Here is a 20,359-nt window from a genome sequence, read left to right on the forward strand (position 1 = left end):
GTTTATAGGCTAAACAGTTCTTGAGCGCAAGAGCGCGCGGGTTAGAGTCGAGGCGAGCAGAGGAGGCAGATGGCGACGTCCGGCGACATGGCGCTACCGAAAGCGGTCGAGCTGATGTGGGGGCGCGAGCAACCCGGCGGCAGGGGGCCCAAACGCGGGCTCACCCTGGATCAGATCCTCGACGCCGCGACCGAAGTGGCCGATGCGGAGGGTTTCGCGGCGCTGTCGATGAATCGGGTCGCCAAGCAGCTCGGCTTCACCGCGATGTCGCTGTATCGGTACGTCGACAGCAAGAACACGCTGGTCGACCTGCTGATGGATCGCGTGGTGGGGGCCCCGCCCGAGATCGCCGCGGGAACGCCGTGGCGGGTGGGTCTCGAGCGGTGGGCGCTGGCCGAGTTCGAGCGGCTCGGCCGTCATCTGTGGTGGTTGGACATCCCGCTGAGCAGGCCGCCGATGGGGCCGAACAACATGGCCTGGCTCGAAACCGCGTTGCAGGTTCTCGCCGAGGCGGCCGTGCCGGAGCCGATCAAGCTCCAGCTGGTGATGAACGTGTCGATGTTCGTGGTCGGTAAACGGCGGTTCCTCCGGGATCTACAGGAGGAAGAGGGCGGCGACTTCGCCTCGGTGATGGCCAGGGTGCTCGACCCGCAGCGCTTCCCCTCGGTGTCGGCCGCCCTCTCTCATGCCGCGTTCGACGATGACGATATCGACTGGGAGAGGGCCGACTTCGAGTTCGGCCTCGCCCGTTTGCTCGACGGTTACGAGGTCTTCATCGCCACCTTCGGCGACTAGACCGACAGGTCGCGGCGCAACTTCGCGACGTGCCCGGTGGCGCGGACGTTGTACTGGGCAACCTCGATCTTGCCCTTCTCGTCGACCACGAACGTCGAGCGGATCACACCCGTCACGGTCTTGCCGTACATCATCTTCTCGCCGAAGGCGCCCCATTCTTTGAGCACCTCGCGCTCGGGGTCCGAGAGCAGCGGGAAGGTCAGGTTCTCGTTGTCGCGGAACTTGGCCAGCTTGGCGGGCTTGTCGGGAGAGATGCCGAGCACCTCGAGGCCCGCGCCGCCCAGCTCGGCCAGATTGTCGCGGAAGTCGCAGGCCTGCTTGGTGCAGCCGGGGGTGCTGGCGGCGGGGTAGAAGTAGACGATCACCTTGCGGCCGCGGTAATCCGACAGCGACACGTCCTTGCCGTCGGCGTCGGGCAGCGTGAATTCGGGGGCGGTGTCTCCGGGGGAGAGGCGATGGTTGTCGGTCACCACCGCACGGTAACCGACCGGGTCCGCGAGGCGCATGGATAGACTCGGTGACGAGCAGCAAGACATATACCTGGAGGTGACGGTGGCCAAGGACGACACCGACCGGATCGAACGCGAGATCGAGATCGCGCGTACCCGGTTGGCGACCACGCTCGACGAACTGGCGGTGCGCGCGGATCCGCAACGGATCGCGGAAGACACCAAGACGATGGTGGTCGCCAAGTTGAACGAGCCGAAGGTCAAATACACGCTGATCGGAGCGGGCGCCCTTGTGGCCGGCCTGGTGCTGATCAAGATCTTCCGCCGCTGAATCAGCAGGCCGGACAACAAAAAACACCCGATGTGCCAACGAGTCACATCGGGTGTTTTTTGTGGCTTTACTGCGTGGGGCAGGCCAGGCCGTCGCCATCGGGGTCGAGGTGCGGGGAGTAGCCCGGCTCGCCACGGAACAGCGGCGCGCGGCCTGCGGCCATCGCGTCGTCGCAGCTGCGGAACGCGCCACCGGCCGAACCGGACTGGACCAGGTTGGCCGAGCCGGTCGCTCCGAGGATGGAGTCGAAGCTGGACGAACCGGTACCCGCCGAGCCCGATACCGGGTCGGCGTGGGAGACGGGAGCGGCGATCAGGGCGAGCCCTACGGCGGCAAGGCTGACGGTGAGCCGACGAACGTTCATGAATTCCTCTATGTCTGCTGCGGTTCGGGTGTGGTCACGGCCACGATGTGGCCGGTAGCCCCGTCCACCTTTGTGACGGGGCGACCGATTGTCAACCGCACGCGACCCGAGGATTCGCCGGGAGTCTCGGTCGGTTATTCACCCAGTCTGCGCCCGGTCAGGTGTTCGGCCGGGATGGTGCCCATGCGACCCGCGTTGAAATCCTCCATCGCCTCGATGATTTCCTCGCGAGTGTTCATCACGAACGGACCGTATTGAATCACCGGTTCGCGCAACGGAGTTCCGCCGAGTAGCAGGACCTCGAGATCGCCGGTGGTGCTGTGCTGGGTGAGATCGGCGGTCAGGGTCAGGGCGTCGCCCTTGCCGAAGACCACCAGCTGCCCGGCGCTGATCGGCCTGCGATCGACGCCGACCGTGCCGCTGCCCGACAGCACATAGGCCATCGCGGTGAAGTCCTTCGGCCACGGCGTCTCCAGCTGGGCGCCGGGGACGAGCGAGGCGTGCGCGTAGGCGATCGGGGTGTAGGTGGAGCCGGGGCCGGAGAAACCGGCGAACTCACCGGCGATGACGCGCACGAGCGCGCCGCCGTCGTGCGAGCTCACCAGGGTCAGTTCGCTCGCGCGCAGGTCCTGGTAGCGCGGGGTGGCGAATTTGTTCGCCCGCGGCAGGTTCACCCACAGCTGGATTCCGTGGAACGTGCCGCCGGAGATGACGAGCTTCTCCTCGGGCAGTTCGTCGTGCAGCATGCCCGAGCCCGCGGTCATCCACTGGGTGTCGCCCTCGCCGATGACGCCGCCGCCACCTTGGGAATCGTGGTGGACCATGGTGCCGTCGAGCATGTAGGTGACGGTTTCGAAGCCACGGTGCGGGTGCCACGGCGCGCCCTTGGCCGCATACGGCTCGTAGGCGACCGGGCCCATCTGGTCGAGCAGGATGAACGGGTCGGCCGAGCGTAGGTCGACGCTGGGGAACGGCCGGGTCACCTCGAAGCCGGCGCCCTCCTGCTGGCGCGCGGCGGTGACGATCTGGCGAACCGGGCGCTGGGTCTCGGTGACATCGGGGCGGGGCAGCCGGGGCAGCACCATGATGTCGTCGACGGTGATAGCTGGCATGGGGTGCCTCCTGGGAGCTTCGTCAAGCTGTTGGTTTCCATGTCAACCAACAGAGTTCTAGAATCATTCCCGTGCCCAGATGGTTGTCCGAAGAAGAGCAGCAGACATGGCAGTCCTACATCCTCATGCGTCAGCGACTCGACGCCGTCCTGGCCGCGGGTCTGGGCGAATACGGACTATCGATGGCCGACTACGAGCTGCTGGTCCCGCTGTCGGCGGCACCCGACGGATGCCTGCGGGCCAAGGAGCTGGCCGCCCAGGTCTGCTGGGACAAGTCCCGGTTGTCCAAGCATGTGGCCCGCATGGCCGCTCGCGGACTCGTCGATCGAGTGCAGGCCGAGGACGACGCGCGCGGAATCGTCGTGTCGCTGACCGAGGCCGGCCGCACGGTGTTGCGCGAGGCCGCACCCGAGCATGTCGAATTGGTGCGGGAGGTGTTCGTCGACCGGATGACCGACGCGGAGAGCACGGCGATCCGCTCGCTGGCAGGCAAAGTGATCGCGGCGAGTGAGGCCCGAAGCGATTCGGCCGGTTAACGATTCGGGCCACCGACCCGATGCGCAGTAGACAGGGCTCGAACTTCGCACGCAGGGGTGGTGGCATGAAGACAGCCGGATACATCGTTTCGATGGGCATGCTGTGTGCGTTGTCGGTCGCGGGGTGCTCGACCGAAGACGGCACCGCGCAACCGGCGACGACGACCGCTCGCGGTGGCTCCTGGGGTTCTGGTGCGCCCGCCACCGAACTGCCCGGTGCGGGCGGTCCGACGACCGCGCCGGATCGGTCGCCGGTGATCACCGTCGTTCCGACGACGCCGGGCCCTCGCCCGACCGGTCAGGGCGCACCGAGCAGCCTCCCCGGCACCACCGCGCCACAGCCGCCGGTCGCGACCGACGTCGTCTCGCTGGTCGCCGTCGACGCCGCGGGTCAGCCGTCCAACGGTTTCACCGTGTCCGGCTCCACTCCGGTCGGCGTCCTCGACTGCTCCCACATGTCGCCGAGCCGCTCGGCCACCACCGCGGGCATCTACGAATGCGGTGCTTCCGCCGACTCGGCCAACGTGTGCTGGGCGGCTCCCGACAAGGCCTCCCTGCTGTGCGCGAACGATCCGTGGCAGCGCGGACTGCGCCGGTACACCGTCGACCCGCCGGTCGCCGATATCGGCAAAACCGCGTCGCCCGAGCCGTGGGCACTCGAACTCGCCGACGGCCGCCACTGCCGCATCCGCGTCGGCGGCGCCTGGGGCGGCCGCTCCGACGGCCTGGTCGGCGCCTACTCCTGCGACGGCGGCAACGACGTCGTCCTCCAGCCGTCCACCGCCCGCACCGCCATCGACACCTCGACCAGCACCTGGCAGGTCAGGATCGGGCCACTCGGATCCGGCGCACCCGACTTCCCCGCGCCCGCGACTGTCGCCGTTCGCACCGCCTATTTCGCCGCGGTGAGCTGAGGCAGGTGCGTGGCTGTCCTCGATGTCGAGCCCGCCCTGTCGTGGCGGTACGTTGAGATATGCCCATCGCCTCGCTCAACGGCATCCAGCTCAGCTACGACGTCACCGGTTCGGGACCGCTTGTCCTGCTCGTGATGGGTAGTGGGAGTCCTGGACGTGTCTGGCGCACCTATCAGGTGCCCGCCCTGGTCAAGGCGGGGTTCACCGTCGCCACTGTCGACAATCGGGGGATCGCGCCGTCGTCGGAGTCGGCTTCGGGGATCACCATGGCGCAGCTGGTCGGTGATACCGCCGCGCTGATCGAGCACCTCGGGGCTCCGGCGCATGTGGTCGGCACCTCGATGGGCTCGCGGATCGTCGCCGAACTCGCGCTGGCCCGGCCGGAGTTGCTGCGCCGGGCGGTCATGTTCGCCGCCACCGCGCGGCCGTATCCGGTGACGAGCACCCTCAGCAAGGGCGAGCAGGCGTTGTTCGACAAGGGGATTCAGCTACCGCCGGAATACGCGGCCGCCGTCAAGGCGATGATCAATCTGTCGCCACACACTCTGGCCGATCCGGCCAAGGCGCAGGAGTGGCTCGATATCTTCGAATTCACCTCGGGGAAGGGAACCCCCGGCACTCGGGCGCAAGCGGCAATGGATCGGTCGCAGGACCGGCGGCAGGCTTATCGGGGGATCTCGGTGCCCAGCTTGGTGGTCGGGTTCGCCGATGATCAGATGGTGCCGCCGCGGTTCTGCCGGGAGGTCGCCGAGGCGATCCCGACCGCCACCTATACCGAGATCGAACGGTGCGGGCACTACGGATATCTGGAGCGGCCCGACGAGGTCAACCGCATCCTGATCGAATTCCTCTCCGCTGCTCGATAATTCACCACTCACAAGGATCTTCGATGACCGATTCGCCGAACTGCCCCGCCTGTGACGACACGTTCACCTATCGGGAGATGAACGGGACGTGGGTGTGTACCAACTGCGCCAATCAGTGGGGACTGCGCCTGGTCCCGGATCTCGACGACGCCTGAGCCGAGGGCCGGTCAGCTCGTGGTCAGCGCCGACGCGGCGGCCGCGGCGATCGCGGTGGCGACGGCGGCGAGGGCGGGGGAGTGCAGCTTCCACTGCTGCCAGTACAGCGGGACATCGATGTGGGAATCACCGTCGATGTTGACCAAAGTGCCTGCGGTGCGGTCTTTCCCGGTTTGCAGGTCGGGCAGCATGCCCCAGCCGAGGCCGAGCCGCACCGCATCGGCGAACGCGCTCGACGAGGGCACGTAGTGACCCGGCGGATCGACCTGGCGACGGGTGCGCCGGCGTAGCTGGCGGAGCTGGAGATCGTCTTTGCGATCGAAGTGCACGACGGGCGCGTGGGCATACGCGGCGGAGGTCGGGCCGTCGGGGAACCAGGTGCGGACGAACCGCGGTGTCGCCGTGGGGCGGTAGCGCATCGCCCCCAGCGGGGTCACGGTGCAGCCCTGCACCGGTGTGGCGGTGGCGGTGATCGCGGCGGTCACCGTGCCGTCGCGCAGCAACCGGGTGGTGTGTTCCTCGTCTTCGCGGTGCAGGTCGAAGGAGATCCCGGCGGGCACGCTCGCGAGCGCGGGCATGACCCACGATTCGAGGGAGTCGGCGTTGACGGCGATCGGGATGCGGATCGGCCGGTCGGCGGGGCGGTCGGCATCGCCGAGTTCGCGCGCGGTGTCGCCCGCGAGCAATTCCACCTGCCGGGCCAGACGCAGCACCGCGAGCCCGGATTCGGTGGGGCGCACCGGTTTCGAGCGTTGCACCAGCACACGTCCCGCCGATTCCTCTAGCGCTTTGATTCGCTGGCTGATGGCCGACGGGGTGAGGTCGAGCCGACGGGCGGCCGCGTCGAACGTGCCCTCGGTGAGGACGGCGTTGAGAGCGCGCAACTGGTCCAGTTGGAAATCCACTGAAGCAACTCTAATGGTAGTGAAGAATCATTAGCTGGACTGTAAATTGACTGACTCTTAACGTCGAGAGCTGTGACGGCATCATCGGCGGCGTCGGCCGCCCTCTCCGGATTGGGCTTCGGGCTCTCGCTCATCGTGGCCATCGGCGCGCAGAACGCGTTCGTGCTGCGTCAGGGGGTGCGTGGGCAGCACGTGTTGCCGGTGATCGCGGTGTGCGCGGTGTCCGACATCGTGTTGATCGGCGCGGGCGTGGCCGGGTTCGGGGCGGTCGTCGAGTCGTTTCCGGCGGTGCTGACCGTCGCCCGGTACGCGGGGGCGGCCTTTCTGGTCGGCTACGCACTGCTGGCGGCTCGGCGCGCCCTCGGTTCGTCGACCCTGATCACCGACGCGGCGGGTGCCTCGGTGGCCGTCGGTGCGTCCGTGCTCACCTGTCTGGCGCTGACCTGGCTCAATCCGCACGTGTATCTCGACACGCTGGTCCTGCTCGGTTCCTTCGCCAGCACCTACGCGGCGCCCGACCGCTGGTTCCTCGCCGCCGGGGCCATGCTCGCCAGCGTCCTGTGGTTCGGCGCCCTCGGCTACGGTGCTCGCCGGCTCGGTCCGCTCTTCGCGCGCCCGAGCGCGTGGCGTGTCCTGGATTCGCTGATCGCCGTGGTCATGCTCGCGCTGGCCGTCGGCCTGCTGCTCGCCTGAGGCGCAGTGTTAGGACTCCCACGGCTTCACCGGGGGCTTGACCCACAGCAGCTTCTCGTCGGCGTGGGTGCGCACCGCGGCGGCGTGCCCGGGGTTGCGGGCCGCCCAGGCGTCCTTCTGGTCGAGGAGGTCGGCGACCACCTGCCAGGTTTCGCCGGTGCTCGGCGGATTGGTGTCGGCGGCGCGGGCCAGCTTGCGCAGGGTGGCCGCGGGCAGGGCGAGCAGTTCGGCGCTGCGGATATCGCGTGACCAGACGTAGGCGGCCATGCGGCGGGCCTTGGCGACGCGGCTGGCGGTGGCCGCGTCGGAATGCGCGTGATCGGGTGCCTGATCGGCGCTGTCTGGCACGACGGCGATTCTACGACGGAACGCCCGCGCTCCGGTCGGCGATGACCGGGGCGCGGGCGTTCACCCGTCAGGTTGCTCAGTAAGCGGAGTTGACGTTGTCCATGGAGCCGTAGCGCTGCGCCGCGTAGTTGCAGGCCGCGACGATGTTGGCCACGGGGTTCCAGACGTCGAAGGGGGTGCCCTCGACGTGGTAGGTCGCGAAGGTGGGGTCGATCACCTGGAGCAGGCCCTTGGAGGGGATGCCCATCGCGGCGTTGGAGTCCCACAGGTTGATCGCCTGGGGGTTGCCGGTCGACTCGCGCATGATGTTGCGGTGGATGCCCTCGTAGCTGCCGGGGATGCCCTTGGCGGCCATGATGTCGAGCGCTTCGGTGATCCAGCCGTGCAGGTTGTCCTCGTAGGACTTCACCTCGGGCATCGGGGCCGGGGCGGCCTCGGGAGCCGGGGCGGCCTCCGGTGCCGGGGCGGGGGCGGCCTGCGGCGCGGGCGCCGGGATGGCCTGGATGGCGGGGGCGGCGCCGACGGCGGGGATGTTCTCCGCCTGCTCGACGACCATGGCGGCACGCTCGGGAACGCTGTCGTCGGCGAACGAGACGGCGGAGGACGCGGCTACGGCGACCAGGCCGACCGCGGCGACTGCCACGGTGAACGCCTCACGGCGCGAGCGACGGCCGATAACGGTGCTGAGCTTGTCTTTGTTGAGCATGGCTTTTCTGTTCCTTCATCTCTGTCTGGCGACGCAGGCCCTGCATCAGGGCGCGATGGATCGCGCAGCGCGCACGGGAGTACACGCCGGTCAGGCGATGCGTTGTTTCTGTCTGTATGGGAAGGTGCGACACTGTCGGGGGACGAACGCTCGATGGCAGTTCATCGCTGGCGCCGCACGGTGCTCCACAGCTGGCTGCGGGGAGACCACGCGCTGTTCGGTGCTATCGGAGGTTGGATACTTCCGGGCTAACCAAACCGCAGGTCCGTTTGTGACCTGATGACAGAATGGTCACGACGGGTTAACGCAAGGTGAACGAAACCTGAACGGCAAACGCTGCCGATCTTGGTTCATTGCCGGGCAGTTGCAGAATCGTTATCTATGCAGGAGGTTTGCGACTCTGATCTGCGTGGCGGCCGTCACAGAAAAAGTTTGCCCGAATCAGGTTTTGCGGGGGTTTGCGCAGCTAGAGCGAGTCCGAATCGGGCTCTGAGCGCTAGCACGCCGGATTGTCCATGGCAGTCCGATAACGACATCGTGACCGTTGCCCGGCAACTGCGGCTACCACCTCTCGCAGACCGGCCATGCGGGGCTCGTCCGTCTCGCTCGAACGCCATACGATGCCGAAAGTGCAGTCGGCAAGTGCGTCGACCGGCACGAAGCGCAGGTCGGGGCGTGGGTACAACTGTGCGGCAGAGGCGGGGACGAAGGCGACCGCGCCGGTCAGTGCGACGGTCGCGAGCATCGACTCGAACGTCGTGCCCATGGCCGTGGCATAGCGAACGGCTCGGCCGTCGGGCCGCGGGTCGGCGGCCCAGTACGCACGTCCCTCCGGGAACGACTCGGGCACCATCGTGACGACCGCGTGGTGTGCGAGATCGGCCAGGCGCAGCGACTCTCGTCGCGCCAGCGGATCCGTCGCGGCCAGGCACGCGACCCGGCGCTCGACCACGAGTGGAACGACGTGCAGATGCGACGGAACAGGCACATGGACGAACGCCGCATGGATTTCACCACGCTCCAGCGCGGCCAGCTGCTCGGTGAACGTGTCGATCACCTGCACACGAGGGCCCAGTTCCGGAAAACGTGTCGATATTCCATCGATGATCTGGCGGGTCGGGCCGAGTGCCGTAAAACTCTCGCACACCCCGATCTGCAATATTCTCGCCTCTGTCGAGGCGTGATTCGCCATTTCTCTCAACTGCTCCGAGGAATCCACTATCGAACGAGCCAGTGGTAGCAATTTCAGCGCGATAGGAGTGAGTTCTACCCGTCTGCTGGTTCGATCGAAGAGCCGAACTCCCAATCGTTGCTCCAGTGCCCGGATTTGCTGGCTGAGTGCGGGCTGAGTCAGGTACACGCGGCGCGCTGCCCGGCCGAAATGCAGCTCCTCGGCGAGAACCAGCAGCAGGCGGAGTTGGTGGGGTGTGGGGTCGTCGCCCTGCAAGCTCGAGCCTGTCCCATCCATAACCCACACTCTATCGATGACGGCGAGATCCTGATAGTTACACCGTTGTGAGGCATCGCCCGGGCTGGCAAGGTTTATTTCGCTGCCGCCACGGATCGACCAGCAGGAATAGGAATCATGCGACAAAGTCTCGCCGCACTCGTATTGTGCGTCTTCGGTATTACGACCGGTGAATTCGTGATCGCGGGAATCCTTCCCGATGTCGCGGCTGAATTCGGCGTCTCTATTTCGGCGGCCGGGCTTCTGGTGACCGCTTATGCCGTCGGAATGATCTTCGGTGGACCGGTCGTCACCGCGCTCACTGCGCGCTACTCGCGCAAACCGTTGATCAGTGTGCTGCTCTTGATCGCGGTGGCAGGCAACGTCGCCTCCGCGCTGGCGCCCTCCTATGAGTTCCTCTTCGTTGCCCGCGTTGTCACCGCGCTGGTCACCTCCACGTTCTTCGCGAACGCGATCGTCATCGCGACCGCGACCTCGCCGCCGGACAAGCAGGCGTCCACGGTCTCGAAGCTGGTCTTCGGGATGAACATCGCAATGGTGCTGGGTGCACCGATCGGGACGCTGCTGGGCAATCGGTTCGATTGGCGTACAACGTTTTTCGCGATTGCGGCGGTATGCGCTCTCGGCTTGGTGCTCGTTCTGCGCTCGGTCCCGGAGGTGGCGAACTCCGGCGGGTCGGCGTGGTCGGAATTGCGGGTGTTCGGCGATCGCGACGTTCAGCTGGCCATTGCCGTCACGGCGATCGGCAGTGCGGGCGTGCTGATGGTGTTCGTTTATTTCGCGCCGTTGCTGACCGAGGTCGCGACGTTCGCCTCCAGCGCTGTGGCGGTGATGCTCCTCGTCTACGGCCTCGGCGCCACAGTGGGCAACGTCGTCGGCGGCAGACTGTCCGACCGCTCACCGAAACGTGCGCAGCTCGGTCTGCTCGTGTTGCTGGCCTGTGCGTTGCTGCTGATGTGGGCGGTGAGCGGCCAGACCGTGCTCATCGGCGTGATGGTGTTCCTGGTGGGTGCACTCGGCTTCGCGGTGATCCCGGGGATGCAGGCCCGTGTCCTGAACACCGCGAGGCGGGCCCCGACGCTCGCTATCGCGGTCAACGCCTCGGCGTACCAGCTCGCCGCGGCCTTCGCGGGCTGGTTCGGCGGGCAGGTGATCGACTCTGCCGGACTGCGCGTCGTGTACCTGGTCGCCGCCGCTGTCACTGTTCTCGGTATCGCTGTCAGTGCTGCCGCATGGCACCGTGACACTGCCGAGAGCAAGCGCGTCGCGCCAGTGGCCAACTCTGCCCCTCGTGAGCGAGATCACTGAACGGTGACGGCCTATCCGGCGGCCGAAACGAACGAAGCCCCTGACCATGAGACCTGGTCAGGGGCTTCGTTATGGTGCGCCATCAGGGACTTGAACCCCGAACCCGCTGATTAAGAGTCAGCTGCTCTGCCAATTGAGCTAATGGCGCATGTCTTTGTTCTTTGCCCCGTCTCCGGTGCGGAACAAACATTAGCAGGCCGTGGGGCGGAAAGTGAAATCGGGCGCTGACCAGCAACAATGCGGCACATCCGGCGTTGTTAACGCCGACGACCTCCGGACCTATCTAACGATTGTGACTTGGTCGTGTCGCGGGGGCTTTCCCGTTGGAACCGGCCGGGTCAGCTGGCAGAATGGGCGAGACGTCGAGTTCGTAACGCCCCCCGCCTACACGGATGGCTCTAGCGATTCGGGTCGGTGGGATCTGCGGCGCACTGTAATCGCGTCGGTACGGAAACGGGGTTGACATGGGTAAGAAGCGGGGGCGACCTCGGTCGCTACGGACGATCGTTCCGATGGTGCTGTTGGCGGTGTTCGCGCTCGGCGCGTCGGCCTGCTCGGCCGCCGAGGGCACCGGGGTGGAGGTGGCGATCGATCGCAACCCCCTCGCCGAGCTCATCAAGCCGAAGCTCGTCTCGACCATCAAGGACGGGCAGGTCGGCGTCTCGCCCGGCATGCCCATGGCCTTCCAGGTCGAGGACGGCAAGTTCACCGACGTCACGCTGACCAACCAGCAGGGCGCCGCGGTAGCGGGTCAGCTGGCCGCGGACGGGCGCTCCTGGTCGACCGCCGAGGTGCTCGGCTACGGCAAGACCTACAAGCTCACGGCCTCGGCCATCGGGCTCGGTGGCGCGAACTCCTCGACGCTGAGCTTCACCACCAGCTCGCCGAAGAGCCAGACCAAGCCGTACCTGCTGCCCGGCGAGGGCGAAGTGGTGGGCATCGGTCAGCCGGTCGCGATCCAGTTCGACGAGAACATCCCCGATCGCCGTGCCGCCCAAGAGGCCATCAAGATCACCACCGAGCCCGCCGTCGAGGGCGCCTTCTACTGGGTGAACAATCGCGAAGTGCGGTGGCGCCCAGAGCACTACTGGACACCGGGCACCAAGGTGACCATCGATGTGAACGTCTACGGCAAGGACCTGGGCAAGGGTCTGTACGGCCAGGACAACATCCATTCGTTCTTCACCATCGGTGACGCGGTGGTCTTCACCGCCGACGACAACACCAAGCAGGTGGTGGTGGAGAAGAACGGTCAGGTGATCATGACCATGCCCACCTCGATGGGTAAGGACAGCACGCCCACCGACAACGGCGTCTACATCGTCAGCGACCGGCACGAGAAGATCATCATGGACTCCTCGACCTACGGTGTGGCGGTGAACTCGTCCGACGGGTACCGCACGCCGGTCGACTACGCGACGCGAATCTCCTACAGCGGCATCTTCTTCCACTCGGCACCGTGGTCGGTGGGGCAGCAGGGCTACTCCAACTCCAGTCACGGCTGCCTGAACCTGAGTCCGGCGAACGCGCGCTGGGTGTACGAGAACGCCAAGCGCGGTGACATCACCGTCATCAAGAACACGGTCGGCGGCACCCTGTCCGGTGTCGACGGGCTGGGTGACTGGAACATCGCGTGGCCGGAATGGAAGGCGGGCAACGCCGACGCTCCGTAGGCGCGCGACAGACGAAAAACGAAGGGGCACCGGAGTTCCGGTGCCCCTTCGTTGTGTCTGTGGACCGCTCAGAGCGGGGTGGGAAGTTCGCTGCAGTCCATCATCGCCTCGCCCGCGACCGCGAGCGCGCTACCGAAGGCGCCGCACAGAATGCGGCCGCCGAACAGCAGGCGGTCGAGGTTGGGCAGGCCGGCCGAGCCGGTCCCGGAGGACCCGGTGGTTTCGACGCCGGTGGTGGAGCCGCTCTGCGCCGAACCGGATTCGGGCTGATCGCTCGGCAGGCCGAAGTCGCCGATGGGGGTCTCCGCCGTGAAGTCGGTGAGGGGCAGGCCGGGCGAGGCCGCGGCGGTCCCGGCGACGGGGCCGAGCACGGTGACGGCCGCGAGGACGGCGACGACGGTGGAACGCTTCATCAAGGGGTCTTTCCGGTCGAGCGCTGACGCGATGGCGAGATCTGCCCCACATCTGGGCAGCGGTCCAAAGTGTAGCGGTCAAACGTGATGTTCGTCATGGTGGTGCGAGTTATCCGGCGGCGGCCAGGCCCGGTTCGTCGCGATGGATCTCGGACGCGACGCTCAACTGGTCGACGACCACCCTGCGCGCGCCGCAGCGGCAGCGTTGGTAGGCCACGACGCCCTCGCTGGTCCGGTGGCGTGACTCGATCTGCCAGGTGTGTGCGGGGTGGCTGTTCATGGTTCGAGTCTGATGTAATGGCATTGTGCATTACAACCATTACGGGCGTGAGCCGGTGCTCCTGGGCGTCGACCTGCTCAACGATCCGTGTTCGAACGCCGCGGAGTTGGCGCGACGCTGCGCGGCGGTGGGCTTGGTGCTGTCCACGCCGGTGTCCGACGGCGATCTGACGTCGGTAACGGCCTTCCTGGGGCGCTGGCGGGGCGTGGTGGAGTGCGCGGACCGCGCCGAACGTGCGGCCCGGCTCAATGTGCTGCTGGCCGAATACGCCTCCGCGCCCCGCTTGACCGACCATGTGGGCGACGGCTGGCATCTGCATTTCCGTGACCCGGGGGTGGCGACGGACCGCCAGATCGCGGCGCTGATCACCGTCGGCACCGCATTGCACCTCACCGGGCTGGGGATGGACCGTCTCGGCGTCTGCGCGGCGGACGGGTGCTCACAGGTGTACGCCGACACCTCGCGCAACGGCAGGCAGCGTTTCTGTAGCCCGGCGTGCGCGAACCGGTCGGCCGTTCGACGGCACCGGGCGAGCCGCGCCGAAAGCGGTGCCGCCCAGGTCGGTCCGTAGCCGCGGGGTGCGGAGACAGCAAAGAAGGCCCGGTCCTTGTGGACCGGGCCTTCTCTTCGGGGTGACCGACGGGACTCGAACCCGCGACATCCAGGATCACAACCTGGTGCTCTACCAACTGAACTACGGTCACCATCACCGGTGAATCACCGGCGCCGTCGATATTAGCGTGTGTGTAGTGTCAACCCCTAATCCGCTGGTAGATGACTCGAACCGGTGACATCCACGGCCTCGGTAGCCTCCTGGGCAGCCGCCGCGATCTCGGCGGTCGACGGCCCGGGCAGCGGGACGAACGCGGTGCGGCGGTAGTACTCGAGTTCGCGGATGGATTCCTTGATGTCGGCCAGCGCGCGGTGGGCCAGGCCCTTCTCCGGCTGGCCGAAGTAGATGCGCGGGTACCAGCGTCGGCACAGTTCCTTGATCGAGCTCACGTCGACCATCCGGTAGTGCAGGTGCGCGTCCAGCTCCGGCATGTCGCGGGCGATGAAACCGCGATCGGTGCCGATGGAGTTACCGCACAGCGGCACCGTGCGCGCGGTGGGCGCGTACTCGCGGATGTAGTCGAGTACCTGCTGCTGGGCCTGTTCGAGAGTGACGGTGGAACGCCGAACCTCTTCGGTCAGACCGGATTTCGCGTGCATGGTGGCGACGACCGGTGGCATGCAGGCCAGGGCGGCGTCGTCGGCGTGGATGACGATGTCGACACCGTCACCGAGAATGTTGAGGTCGCTGTCGGTTACGAGCGCGGCGATCTCGATCAGCTTGTCGCTGTCGAGACGGAGCCCCGTCATTTCGCAATCCATCCAGACCAGGAGTTTGTCTGACACGGGAGCCACCCTAATGGTGGGCCCGGGAACCTGGTCGGCAGGTGTGTCGCGTGGGCGAGGCGGACCGGGTTTGCCGACGACATCCCCGGATGTTTGCCGACCGGGTGACGTGCCCGGATACAGTTTGCCTGGAATTGACCGCAGACGTTTCGAGCATTTCTTGCGTACGTGCCAGTGAGCAGACGGAGGACGCGCGAATGACCACCCCACAGGAGAAGGCGGCAGCGGCACGCAAGGCGGCCGAAGACGCGGCCAGGGTCGCCGCCGAGGCCATGGCGGCCGCGGAGGCCGCCGAGCAGGAAGCCGCGGCGGCGAGCGCGGCACCGGCCACGGACAGTCGACCGGCGGCCGAGGGCGGCGAATCCGATTCTGCGAGTGAGGAATCTACCTCGAAGCCGGCGGCATCCGGCGCGGCCGCGCAGATCGCCGAGGGCTACGCCTTCAGCGGACCCGCACTGGAACTCGGCACGGTGATGGTCGACGGCGTGGCCGATCCTGGTGCGCGCGTGCGTATTCCGCTGCGGATGATGAACCGGCACGGTCTCGTCGCCGGTGCGACCGGCACCGGCAAGACCAAGACCCTGCAGGGCATCGCCGAGCATCTGTCCCGCGCGGGCGTTCCCGTGGTGATGGCCGACGTGAAGGGCGACCTGTCGGGCCTGAGCGAGCCGGGCGCCGACACCGACAAGATCCGGGCGCGCGCGGCGGAGACCGGCGCGACCGACTGGGCGCCCGGTGCGTTCCCCACTGAGTTCGTATCGCTGGGCACCGGCGGCATCGGGGTGCCGATCCGGGCGACGATCACCTCGTTCGGACCGATCCTGCTCAGCAAGGTGCTCGGCCTCAACGACACCCAGGAATCGACGCTCGGCCTGATCTTCCACTGGGCCGATCAGCGCGGCCTCGCCCTGCTGGACCTGAAGGACCTGCGGGCGGTGATCACCCACCTGACCAGTCCCGAAGGCAAGGAAGACCTCAAGGGCATCGGTGGGGTGTCCTCGCAGACGGCCGGGGTGATCCTGCGGTCGCTGGTGAATCTGGAAGCCGACGGCGGCGACACGTTCTTCGGCGAACCCGAACTCGACCCGGCCGATCTGCTGCGCACCGCGGGCGGGCTCGGCGTGATCACGCTGTTCGAGCTCGGTCAGCAGGCGGCGCGGCCCGCGCTGTTCTCGACGTTCCTGATGTGGGTGCTCGCCGATCTGTTCCAGACGTTGCCCGAGGTGGGTGACGTGGACAAGCCGAAGCTCGTGTTCATCTTCGACGAGGCGCATCTGCTGTTCGCCGAGGCGTCCAAGGCGTTTCTGCAGCAGGTCGAGCAGACGGTGAAGCTGATCCGGTCCAAGGGTGTCGGTGTGTTCTTCTGCACCCAGTTGCCCACCGACATCCCCAACCCGGTGCTCTCCCAGCTCGGAGCCCGCGTGCAGCACGCGTTGCGCGCCTTCACCCCCGACGATCAGAAGGCACTGTCCAAGACGGTGCGCACGTATCCGAAGTCGTCGGTGTACGACCTGGAAGAGGCGCTGACCTCGCTCGGTACCGGTGAGGCGATCGTCACCGTGCTCTCCGAAACCGGTGCGCCCACGCCCGTTGCCTGGACCAAGGTCGCGCCACCGCGCTCACTGATGGACACCATCGGCGACGAGGCGATCAAGTCCAAGGCACTGTCGAGCGCGCTGCAGGGCAGATACGGGCAGAGCGTCGACCGGGAATCGGCCTACGAGATGCTGCTCGCCAGCGTGGCGGCCGCCGAGCCGGTACCCGAATCCGCCCCCGCGCCGGGGCGCTCGACGGACCGGAGGGAAGAGGATTCGGCCGCTGAACGGATCATGGCGAATCCGGCGGTGAAGAGTTTCCTTCGGTCGGCGGCGAGTGCGGCCGGGCGCGAGATCAGCCGCAGTATTTTCGGCACCCGCCGCCGGTGATCGAGTGCGGCCCGTCGATCGGCGGGCCGCACTCCACGAGTCCCGGGATCAGCCAGTCACCGCGCGAGCTCGCGCATCAGCAGGTCGGCGGTCGTCTCGCGACGGAGCAGCTGCTCGGTGCGGCCGTGGGCGACCGCGACGACCGGCGGCCTGCCCGCTGTTCGATATCCGGCCGCGCACGCGTGATAGGCACCGGTGCACGGCACCGCGAGAACCTCGCCGGCACGAAGATCGGCCGGAATCCGGACCTCGGCGGCGATGAGCCTGCCCGCGGCACCGTGCCTGCTCGCGACCGATGCGGTGAGCTGGGGTCCGGCCGGATGCCGGTTGACCACGAGCGCGCTCACATCGTCGCGCCCGTCGGTATCCCCGTCGACGATCACGCACCTGCCGCCGGCGACCTCGGTGACGGCGAGCACCCGGTGGAGCGTGACACCCGCCCGCGCGACGATCGCGCGCCCCGGTTCCATCGCTAGGACCGGGCGGGGGAAGTGGTGGCGCGCACAGCCCGCGTCGAGCGCGTCATCGAGGATGTCGGCGAGTTCGCGCAGGTTGAGCTCGGCATCGCCGCCGCGCATCGCCACCGCGTGCCCGCCGCCGATATCGAGATGGGTCAGCAGGGTGCCGTGTTCGGCCTGGATCCAGGCCATCTCGCCGATCATCCGGCGGATCGCCTCGCCGTACAGGTCGGGGTCGTGGATCTGTGCGCCGAGGTGGCAGTGCAGTCCGGTCAGGATCAGCTTCGGCTGCGCGATGATCCGGGCCACGGCCGTGGCGCAGGAATCGCTGCCGAGCGGGAACCCGAACCGTGAGCTGCCCGGCACCTCGATTCCGGGCGCCACCCGCAACAGCACCTGCTGTGGGCGGGTCGCGAGCGAGGCGAGCAGGGTGATCTCGGTGAGGGTGGAGACCACGATGCGGCCGACCCCCGCGCCTACCGCGGCGCGGAGCTCGTCGAAGGGAGCCCCGTTGCCCTGCAGGACGATCCGGCGTGGGTCGATGCCCGCCGCGAGCGCCACCTCGAGTTCACCGGTCGAACCGACCTGCACGGCGAGACCCTCCTCGGCGACCCAGCGGGCAACTGTGCGCAGCATCAGGGCGGTACCCGCGTAGACGATCTCGGTGTCGGGAAAGTGCTTGCGGTAGGCGCGGCAGCGTTCCCGCACCTCCGTCTCGTCGATCACACGCACCGGTGTGCCGTACTGGTCGGCGACATCGTGCAGGGCCACGCCGCCGAGGGTGATCCGGCCGTCACCGTCGTAGTGGGTGTCGGCGGGCCACACCGCGGGGTCGAGTCGGGGGACCGCACTCGCACGCAGGGACGGGAAGATATCGAGCAACGTCACGGTGGTCTCCTCCAGGAGGACGCCCCCGCACTCGGACGGCGGGGCCACTTCCAGGACTACGCCGCTCGCGGGCAGCCGAACTCGGTCTTTACGGGTCCTTGACCACCCGGCGACCGTTCCTGACGACTTGCTGACGTGGGTGTCAGCCGCCCAGCTTCTTGTAGAACGCGCCCGCGATCGGTGCGGTGAACGAACGGGGGCCGTAATTGCCCGCCACGCTCATGCCCTTGCTGATCAGGCCGGGGACGATGCGCATCTTGTTGCGGGCCAGCGCGTCGATGGAGACCTTCGCGGTGTACTCCGACGACACCCAGAGGAAGTCGGGAACCATCTTGTCGACGATCGACTGGTCTTCGGGGGCCGGGGTTTCGGTGCGGACGGGACCGGGCGCCAGCAGGGTGACGTTCACGCCGCTGCCCTTGAGCTCGCCGCGCAGCGACTCCGAGAAGGTGTTCGCGAACGCCTTCGACGCCGCGTAGGTGGCGTTGTTGGGGATCGGCATATTGCCCGCCGCCGAACCGCTGATCAGGATCCCGCCCGCCTTGCGCTCGATCATGCCGGGCAGCACCGCCAGGCTCAGGTCGTGCACGGCGGTGGCGTTGAGTTCCATCTGCATCCGCTCGTAGGCGAAGTCGAGCTCGGCGACCGGACCGAACGTCGCGATGCCCGCGTTGTTGCAGAGAACGGCGATATCGCGAACCGCGAGCTCGTCGACGAGGCTGGCCCGCTGGGTGCGATCGGCCAGGTCGACCGCGCGGACCTCGGCGGTGATGCCGTGGGCCAGGGTCAACCGCTGGGCCAGCTCGGTGAGGATCTCACCGCGGCGCGCGACCAGGATCAGCGAATAGCCGCGCCCGGCCAGTTCGGCGGCCAGCGCGGTGCCGATGCCGGAGGACGCGCCGGTGACGACGGCACGATTGTCTGCAGTGGGGGAGGGCAAGCTCACGAGGGGAGCTTAGGGGATCGGCTACGGCCGTGCGGTGTCCGCATCGACGGGGTGGCAGCGCGATGAGGGGGTTCGACGCTGAATGGTCCGGCGCCATCGATACTGGACCGATGGCTGACGAGCAGGTGTTCGGGATGGGCGACGACCCGCTGGCCGAGCCGACGTGGCCCGCGCTCACCGACGACGAGATCGCTCGCGCGGTCGCCGCGACCTGGGGCGGTTCGCCCGCTGCGATCGAATGGCGGGGTGCGCGGCCGTTGTCGTCGACGGTGGGGGTGCGGTTGGACGGTGGGGATCGGCTCGTGGTGAAGCGGATGCCCGCGCGATTACGCGATGTGGTGGCGTTGGGTGAGGAGCATCGGTTCATCCGGCACCTGCGGGTTCGGGAAATTCCGGTGCCCGAAGTGCGTGCCACCGTGGGGGATTGGATGAGCGATGAGTCCGGCCGAGACCGTGATGGCGCGACAGGCGCGTTCGTCTACGAGGTGCATCGGGTGGGGATGGGGGAGGATCGGTATCGCGCGGACTTCTCCTGGTCGCCCTATCGCGACCGTGACGATGCGGGGAGCGCTGGGGCGATGCTCGGCCGATTGCATTCGGCCGCAGCAGATTTCGATGCACCGGCTCGACCCGCGCGACCGCTGCTGGCGAGCATGCACAATGACGTGGCGTGCGCCTTCGAATGGCACATCGCCCGACGGCCGTCGGTCGCCCGATTCCTCGGTGCGAGAGACTGGCGCGCTGACATTCCCCAGTTTCACGCCGACCTTTCCGGCGTCGCGCCACTGTGGACGCACGGGGACTGGCACGCGACGAACCTGCTGTGGAACGACCACGAGGTGACCTCGGTGATCGATTTCGGCCTGGCCGACCGGACGACGGCTGTCTTCGACCTCGCCACCGCCATCGAGCGCGCCGCCATCGACTGGGTTTCGCTGCGTGACGGCGGACCCGCACACGTCCGAGCAGACCAGATCTCCGCGCTGATCCAGGGATATCAATCGGTTCGACCGCTGTCGGTCGCCGAACAGCGCCTGCTCCCGGACCTGCTCCCGCTCGTGCACATCGGCTACGAACTCTCCGAAATCGACTACTTCCTGACCATCGCCCACGACCCACGCAACGCCGAAATCGCCTACTACGACTGGCTTCTCGGTCACCTGCGCTGGTACGAGACAGCAGAGGGCCGCGAACTCCGCGACATGATTCACGACGCCTCCCTGCGCTGACCGCGCCCGGCACCGCCGACCGTATTTCCGGCGACACTCACCCCGGCCACCCCCCGACGACACCCATGATCCGCCATGACCGGATCCGCCATGACCGCACTCCCAGCCCCGCACGACCCGACCTCGAGGAGGGTCCGCCGCGCAGCGGCGCAGCGGCCCGGCCGCGAGTTAGCCACCGTTGCGTCCGCGGCGCAGCCG

The 20,359-nt window shown here is 67.5% G+C and carries 24 protein-coding genes and 2 tRNA genes; 12 read left to right on the plus strand and 14 right to left on the minus strand.

Annotated elements, in window-relative coordinates:
• Positions 1–69 precede the first annotated feature (69 nt).
• Positions 70–795 (plus strand): TetR/AcrR family transcriptional regulator, encoded by a 726-nt coding sequence (locus ACWGCN_RS23220; protein WP_452458743.1) that lies wholly within the window; start codon positions 70–72, stop codon positions 793–795.
• Here the strand turns inward: ACWGCN_RS23220 and bcp are convergent.
• Positions 792–1,265, minus strand: coding sequence for a thioredoxin-dependent thiol peroxidase (gene bcp / locus ACWGCN_RS23225; protein WP_378994552.1), 474 nt, complete (start codon positions 1,263–1,265; stop codon positions 792–794). The genes ACWGCN_RS23220 and bcp overlap by 4 nt on opposite strands.
• Positions 1,266–1,299: 34 nt before the next feature.
• On the opposite strand from bcp, the gene ACWGCN_RS23230 reads away from it, so the two are divergent.
• Entirely contained in the window at positions 1,300–1,575 is a 276-nt protein-coding gene (locus ACWGCN_RS23230) for a DUF3618 domain-containing protein (protein WP_379313854.1), read from the plus strand.
• 67 nt (positions 1,576–1,642) lie between these two features.
• On the opposite strand, the gene ACWGCN_RS23235 is transcribed toward ACWGCN_RS23230, so the two are convergent.
• Together ACWGCN_RS23235 and ACWGCN_RS23240 are read right to left on the minus strand one after the other, a co-directional pair.
• Positions 1,643–1,939, minus strand: a complete 297-nt coding sequence (locus tag ACWGCN_RS23235) for an excalibur calcium-binding domain-containing protein (RefSeq protein ID WP_378629849.1) — start codon at positions 1,937–1,939, stop codon at positions 1,643–1,645.
• A 134-nt stretch (positions 1,940–2,073) separates the two neighbouring features.
• Positions 2,074–3,051 (minus strand): pirin family protein, encoded by a 978-nt coding sequence (locus ACWGCN_RS23240; RefSeq protein ID WP_378629850.1) that lies wholly within the window; start codon positions 3,049–3,051, stop codon positions 2,074–2,076.
• Positions 3,052–3,122: 71 nt separating this feature from the next.
• Between ACWGCN_RS23240 and ACWGCN_RS23245 the strand changes: the two genes are divergently transcribed.
• The 4 genes from ACWGCN_RS23245 (at position 3,123) to ACWGCN_RS23260 (ending at position 5,522) form a co-directional block, all read left to right on the plus strand.
• Entirely contained in the window at positions 3,123–3,587 is a 465-nt protein-coding gene (locus ACWGCN_RS23245; protein ID WP_378994548.1) for a MarR family winged helix-turn-helix transcriptional regulator, read from the plus strand.
• Positions 3,588–3,652: 65 nt separating this feature from the next.
• Entirely contained in the window at positions 3,653–4,501 is an 849-nt protein-coding gene (locus ACWGCN_RS23250) for a hypothetical protein (RefSeq protein ID WP_378994546.1), read from the plus strand.
• Positions 4,502–4,560: 59 nt separating this feature from the next.
• The gene (locus tag ACWGCN_RS23255) at positions 4,561–5,367 is read left to right on the plus strand and encodes an alpha/beta fold hydrolase (RefSeq protein WP_378994544.1); all 807 of its coding nucleotides are present in this window, start codon (positions 4,561–4,563) and stop codon (positions 5,365–5,367) included.
• A 23-nt stretch (positions 5,368–5,390) separates the two neighbouring features.
• A complete protein-coding gene (locus ACWGCN_RS23260; protein ID WP_378994542.1) occupies positions 5,391–5,522 on the plus strand; it encodes a hypothetical protein in 132 nt (43 codons plus the stop codon).
• A gap of 12 nt (positions 5,523–5,534) precedes the next feature.
• Here ACWGCN_RS23260 and ACWGCN_RS23265 read toward each other — a convergent pair whose 3' ends face one another.
• On the minus strand, positions 5,535–6,428 hold the full coding sequence (locus tag ACWGCN_RS23265) for a LysR family transcriptional regulator ArgP (RefSeq protein WP_452458744.1): 894 nt from the start codon (positions 6,426–6,428) through the stop codon (positions 5,535–5,537).
• A gap of 72 nt (positions 6,429–6,500) precedes the next feature.
• Here ACWGCN_RS23265 and ACWGCN_RS23270 point away from each other — a divergent pair, with 72 nt between their 5' ends.
• Positions 6,501–7,121 carry a LysE/ArgO family amino acid transporter gene (locus tag ACWGCN_RS23270; protein ID WP_379313857.1) on the plus strand — a complete coding sequence of 207 codons (621 nt, stop codon included), beginning with the start codon at positions 6,501–6,503 and terminating at the stop codon, positions 7,119–7,121.
• Positions 7,122–7,130: 9 nt separating this feature from the next.
• Here the strand turns inward: ACWGCN_RS23270 and ACWGCN_RS23275 are convergent, their stop codons facing one another.
• From ACWGCN_RS23275 to ACWGCN_RS23285, 3 genes are all read right to left on the minus strand, one after another.
• Positions 7,131–7,469 (minus strand): hypothetical protein, encoded by a 339-nt coding sequence (locus ACWGCN_RS23275; protein WP_378994536.1) that lies wholly within the window; start codon positions 7,467–7,469, stop codon positions 7,131–7,133.
• A gap of 76 nt (positions 7,470–7,545) precedes the next feature.
• A complete protein-coding gene (locus ACWGCN_RS23280; protein WP_378659547.1) occupies positions 7,546–8,175 on the minus strand; it encodes a transglycosylase SLT domain-containing protein in 630 nt (209 codons plus the stop codon).
• Positions 8,176–8,671: 496 nt separating this feature from the next.
• Positions 8,672–9,769 (minus strand): LysR family transcriptional regulator, encoded by a 1,098-nt coding sequence (locus ACWGCN_RS23285; RefSeq protein ID WP_452460416.1) that lies wholly within the window; start codon positions 9,767–9,769, stop codon positions 8,672–8,674.
• Between ACWGCN_RS23285 and ACWGCN_RS23290 the strand changes: the two genes are divergently transcribed.
• Positions 9,761–10,951 (plus strand): MFS transporter, encoded by a 1,191-nt coding sequence (locus ACWGCN_RS23290; RefSeq protein ID WP_452460417.1) that lies wholly within the window; start codon positions 9,761–9,763, stop codon positions 10,949–10,951. The two genes, ACWGCN_RS23285 and ACWGCN_RS23290, sit on opposite strands and share 9 nt — an antisense overlap.
• A 72-nt stretch (positions 10,952–11,023) precedes the next feature.
• On the opposite strand, the gene ACWGCN_RS23295 is transcribed toward ACWGCN_RS23290, so the two are convergent.
• Positions 11,024–11,099: transfer RNA gene (locus ACWGCN_RS23295), tRNA-Lys, on the minus strand.
• A 316-nt stretch (positions 11,100–11,415) separates the two neighbouring features.
• On the opposite strand from ACWGCN_RS23295, the gene ACWGCN_RS23300 reads away from it, so the two are divergent.
• Complete coding sequence (locus ACWGCN_RS23300; RefSeq protein ID WP_378994530.1) at positions 11,416–12,624, plus strand: L,D-transpeptidase; 1,209 nt, start codon at positions 11,416–11,418, stop codon at positions 12,622–12,624.
• A gap of 68 nt (positions 12,625–12,692) precedes the next feature.
• Here the strand turns inward: ACWGCN_RS23300 and ACWGCN_RS23305 are convergent, their stop codons facing one another.
• Positions 12,693–13,037, minus strand: coding sequence for a hypothetical protein (locus ACWGCN_RS23305; protein ID WP_378629871.1), 345 nt, complete (start codon positions 13,035–13,037; stop codon positions 12,693–12,695).
• A gap of 109 nt (positions 13,038–13,146) precedes the next feature.
• On the minus strand, positions 13,147–13,317 hold the full coding sequence (locus ACWGCN_RS23310) for a hypothetical protein (protein WP_378994526.1): 171 nt from the start codon (positions 13,315–13,317) through the stop codon (positions 13,147–13,149).
• Positions 13,318–13,342: 25 nt separating this feature from the next.
• Here ACWGCN_RS23310 and ACWGCN_RS23315 point away from each other — a divergent pair, with 25 nt between their 5' ends.
• Entirely contained in the window at positions 13,343–13,888 is a 546-nt protein-coding gene (locus tag ACWGCN_RS23315; protein ID WP_452460418.1) for a CGNR zinc finger domain-containing protein, read from the plus strand.
• 60 nt (positions 13,889–13,948) lie between these two features.
• Here the strand turns inward: ACWGCN_RS23315 and ACWGCN_RS23320 are convergent.
• Together ACWGCN_RS23320 and orn are read right to left on the minus strand one after the other, a co-directional pair.
• Positions 13,949–14,021 (minus strand) — tRNA-His (locus ACWGCN_RS23320).
• A gap of 55 nt (positions 14,022–14,076) precedes the next feature.
• Positions 14,077–14,715 carry an oligoribonuclease gene (gene orn, locus ACWGCN_RS23325; RefSeq protein WP_378994520.1) on the minus strand — a complete coding sequence of 213 codons (639 nt, stop codon included), beginning with the start codon at positions 14,713–14,715 and terminating at the stop codon, positions 14,077–14,079.
• 197 nt (positions 14,716–14,912) lie between these two features.
• On the opposite strand from orn, the gene ACWGCN_RS23330 reads away from it, so the two are divergent.
• Complete coding sequence (locus ACWGCN_RS23330) at positions 14,913–16,640, plus strand: helicase HerA-like domain-containing protein (protein ID WP_452460488.1); 1,728 nt, start codon at positions 14,913–14,915, stop codon at positions 16,638–16,640.
• A gap of 56 nt (positions 16,641–16,696) precedes the next feature.
• Here ACWGCN_RS23330 and ACWGCN_RS23335 read toward each other — a convergent pair whose 3' ends face one another.
• Positions 16,697–17,986, minus strand: coding sequence for a diaminopimelate decarboxylase family protein (locus ACWGCN_RS23335; RefSeq protein WP_452460478.1), 1,290 nt, complete (start codon positions 17,984–17,986; stop codon positions 16,697–16,699).
• Positions 17,987–18,128: 142 nt separating this feature from the next.
• The gene (gene cmrA, locus ACWGCN_RS23340; protein WP_378994513.1) at positions 18,129–18,932 is read right to left on the minus strand and encodes a mycolate reductase; all 804 of its coding nucleotides are present in this window, start codon (positions 18,930–18,932) and stop codon (positions 18,129–18,131) included.
• Positions 18,933–19,042: 110 nt separating this feature from the next.
• Between cmrA and ACWGCN_RS23345 the strand changes: the two genes are divergently transcribed.
• On the plus strand, positions 19,043–20,161 hold the full coding sequence (locus ACWGCN_RS23345; protein ID WP_452460479.1) for a phosphotransferase enzyme family protein: 1,119 nt from the start codon (positions 19,043–19,045) through the stop codon (positions 20,159–20,161).
• Positions 20,162–20,359: the final 198 nt, after the last annotated feature.

Source organism: Nocardia sp. NPDC055050 (genome assembly GCF_053608345.1).